The 3,667-nt window shown below is 38.0% G+C and carries 5 protein-coding genes; 2 read left to right on the top strand and 3 right to left on the bottom strand.

Going from position 1 to position 3,667, the window contains the following annotated elements; genetic code table 11:
• Positions 1-119: IS3 family transposase (locus tag L1272_RS22695; RefSeq protein ID WP_235374343.1), on the top strand; the 119-nt coding region annotated here is incomplete at its 5' end.
• A 55-nt stretch (positions 120-174) separates the two neighbouring features.
• Entirely contained in the window at positions 175-474 is a 300-nt protein-coding gene (locus tag L1272_RS22690; protein WP_118845574.1) for a hypothetical protein, read from the top strand.
• A gap of 473 nt (positions 475-947) precedes the next feature.
• Here the strand turns inward: L1272_RS22690 and L1272_RS22685 are convergent, their stop codons facing one another.
• The 3 genes from L1272_RS22685 to L1272_RS22675 all read right to left on the bottom strand — a co-directional run bounded on the left by L1272_RS22685 (position 948) and on the right by L1272_RS22675 (position 3,334).
• Entirely contained in the window at positions 948-1,451 is a 504-nt protein-coding gene (locus L1272_RS22685; protein ID WP_118845572.1) for a DUF4411 family protein, read from the bottom strand.
• Positions 1,448-2,581: an ImmA/IrrE family metallo-endopeptidase gene (locus tag L1272_RS22680; protein ID WP_063529044.1), complete on the bottom strand. Its 1,134-nt coding sequence runs from the start codon at positions 2,579-2,581 to the stop codon at positions 1,448-1,450. Before L1272_RS22680 ends, L1272_RS22685 begins: the two co-directional genes overlap by 4 nt.
• Before the next feature lie 354 nt (positions 2,582-2,935).
• Complete coding sequence (locus tag L1272_RS22675; RefSeq protein WP_063528117.1) at positions 2,936-3,334, bottom strand: DUF4236 domain-containing protein; 399 nt, start codon at positions 3,332-3,334, stop codon at positions 2,936-2,938.
• Positions 3,335-3,667: the final 333 nt, after the last annotated feature.

Raw genomic sequence — 3,667 nt, 5'->3', positions numbered from 1 at the left:
AAAGTGATGTTACTGAATATATGAAATATTACAATCTGGAAAGGCTGCACTCAGCTAATAACGATCAGTCACCAGTAGAGTATGAAAATTCTTTAAGAAAAGTGTCCGGCTGGAGTTGACCAGAACATATTAATAGGTACAATTTAGGAAGGAACTTAAAAAGGATTTTTATGTATGACCAAAATTAAAATTAATAAAATTAGAAGTTTATCCCATCTAATGGTTTTATTGCTTATTACCTTTGCATTGATGCAAATTTCAACATCATTAACAATATTTACCTCAATTCTTGTTTTAATCTATTTGGCGTTCATTCTTTCCTCAACAGTTAAAGCTTATTCTCAAGGAATTTATTTTAAAGCTTTCAATACAGAGAAGTTCTATTCAGCAGAAGAGATTAAAGGAGGTGCAATTCCATTTCTTCTATATTACTGGGATAACAAAAATAGCTCATTAAAGTCATTATACAAATGAAGCTAAAGTGCATGAATTATAAATCACCCCAAGGATGAAAGTTATCAGTTCTTACACCCGTTCTTTTCACAAGTGATTTTACTATGAGTGTTAGTCCAATGTGTTGGGTTTCCTCAGTATTGGAAAAACGTTTTAGGTTGTCATCTGTGTTAAGTGAATTCGGCATAAATTTTTAGGGACTAACGCCGCATTAAGATGCTATAGCAACGCCACCACTTTACCTATACGACTCAAACTAAAAATATTGGCTAAAAACTCCAAATTCAGTAGTGCAGAACTCGCTTGAATGTAAGCCAAATACTGATGTCACGGATAGGAAAATTTAAAGCCGGAAATTACCGGTTTTAAACGTTATTGAAACAAGGTTAGCGTTATTGCTAATGAATTACTTATGAGGTTTGGATTAGTTAGTGGAGGCGCTTCAAGTATGATTAGCGAGCTACACATTTTGAAAGTAAATAAGGCTCTAAAGCCTAAGGGGTTGATGTATGCATAACAAATTGAGCTTCTAAATTGTTTAATAGCTCAAAAGTATTGATATAAGATACTTTGAAGTGCTCACAAATGTTTGGGATTAAGATTTTTCTCTTGATTTTTTTGTCGAGCTTTTCGTGGGTAACTATCACTGATCCAGTTGTTATAGCTTTAGCAATTAACCAAGGGTCAGCCCCTCTCAGAAACTCTTCATGTGTTCCGTCTTTCATCTCGGTTAGAGACATTACATAATTCACCACATTTGCGAAGGCAAGTTGGGTTGCTTCATCATCATTAGATTCAAACAAACCTGGATGTTCTTTAGCCCATATCGCGAGTTCATCATTACCGTTAATCAGCTCTTTCTTTATGAATTCGATACTTGAAACGCCGCAATGCTTGTTTGATTGCAATAACCACTGCCAATAGCCCGGACAAATTGTCATCGAATAGTACCGATTTTTCGCTTCAATAAATGTATTTGCATCTAGCAGGTAATTCATAAGGCAAGTTTGCTCGCGTACGTTTTAATTTTATTAGGTTGAATTCCCAATAAGCTCCCTGCATCCCGAAGTAGAATCCGCCCACTCATTGCTTCTGCAACAACTGCACTAGAAAATAAAGCACTGTTACGGGCACCCGCAGTAATGTTAAAGTCTCCTCCGCTGCTTTTTTTGCGTCTGAACGCTTTCATTTCACGTTGGTAAAATTCCCTATAAGTATCGGAGTCTATAGCGTTACAGTCGAAAGCCCGTTTAGCCACAACGAGTTTACTAACGTGAAATCTAGAACTAATTGCTACAACATTATTTAGTAGGCTAACTAGAGGATTCCACATTTCATGGAATTCTTTCTCAGGGACTAAAAATTCGCCAGCTACAGCATTGCAGAACTTTTCTTCTTCAGCATGTTCGTTGCCAAGATCAGAAACCCCGCTACTGCCTATCCAAAGATGAGCTAACTCATGAATAAGCGTAAAAAGTCTTGCGGCTGGCGCGTCAGAGCTATTGATGAAAATTACAGGCGCTAATTTGTCGGAGATGGCAAAGCCTCGAAACTCACTAACTTCGAGCTTTCTTCTGGTGTTATTACCTACAATGCCACTTCTCATAACAAGAATGCGAGAGTTTTCAGCAGCGTTGATTAGTTGACGTTGATAGTCTTCCCAAGAGCCTTTTTGAGGCAGTGGAACTCCTAATTCACCTCTTATGTTTTGTGCAACATCATAAACAGTATTTTTTGTAGTAAAGCGACCGACAAACGGCAATTCCTCTTCGCCAATTTGTCGCAAATACTCTTTGTACCACTGTTGTTTATACATTACCTGCTTAATGATGTCTCTCATTTCAACTGATACTTCATTACGATGCTTGTTACCTATAGTTCTGAGATCAGGTATAGGTAGCTCTTCTTTAGGAGGGTTAACTAAAAATAGATAACCAAAAGGAATATTAGTGGCATTTGCAATTTTCTGGGCTTGAACAAATGTAGGCTTAGATGTTCCAGCCTCCCATTCAACTACGCGTTCAACCTTTTTAATCCCTAATTTTTGAGCAAAGTCCTCCTTGCTTAAGCCGGCTCGTTGCCGTGCCCAAGTTACAATTTGGGGATTAATTAATGCTTGCGTTGCCATGATCTCTACTACTTAATTTATTGTAACCACAATACATATTATAGGCGGCATTGTACATAACTTGTTATATTAGTCGCTAGCGGAATTGCCTCGGATAGTGCGAAAGCTAGATTCTTAAAGTAAGCATGCCCTAATGAATTGCACACATAATTAGAAAATGCATGGTGAATGAGGGTTTAGTGGAGTGTCTTATCAATAAACCGAAACACGGAGAAGGGCATATAATAAGTTACGGCCTAAGGAGAGATTTGTCTTAAACGTACGGTCGTAACATCGCTACACGACAGCCTTGTAGTTGATTGATTTGTAGCAGTCTTTAATAGAAACGAATGTAGATCGCCATACGTTGCTTTGTTAGGGCTGTTGGATAACTGAATATATAAGCCAAAACAACCAAGCGAAACTTGTGACTCTTGAAATCGTGGAGTGTCCTTTGCGAAGAGTATACCAAGCAAAGATGTACGGCAGGAAAAAAATTCCCATACCAAGCAAAAAGCTAACTTTTCGTACATCAGTGTCAATTTGTGGTGGTAAGCTACTCTTAAGGTTTACGTGCTTAGAAGTCCCATCGGGTTTATAAACCACCTTGGCGTGAGAGATTCCACTACCGGGTATACTTCCTGTAGCACGAATACCTTTCTCACTCGCATTCAGAGTTAAACCTTTACCTCCCAAGGAAAGACTACTAATCCCTTTTTTACCTATATTAACCCGTACACCTTTTCCAACTTTTATACTCTTTCGAAACCCCATGCACGCAATCTCCTTTGTGCCTTAACATCTTTATCAGAGGACACTATATTAGCTTGTTTTAGTTTTGCTATGCATTATTTATGACCAATATTAGAAAGGTTTTAATTCCATCAAAGGAGTCACTAGCTGGTTTTTGTATGTCCAATAGCGTTGTTTCCTAAAAGTTTGAACTATCTTGCCAGCCTGTGATCAGATCATCTATATTTTACTAGCCCGTGCAACAACAATGAGCAAAATCACAAACTGGTCTCACTATAATCAAGCCCTCGTTAACCGCGGTAATATTCGCTTCTGGTTTGACGAAAAAGCAACGCGTCATTGGTATAACGAATG

It is taken from the genome of Pseudoalteromonas sp. PAST1, assembly GCF_021532515.1.
Lineage (GTDB): Bacteria > Pseudomonadota > Gammaproteobacteria > Enterobacterales > Alteromonadaceae > Pseudoalteromonas > Pseudoalteromonas simplex.
This window is presented reverse-complemented; position numbering and strand designations above follow the sequence as displayed.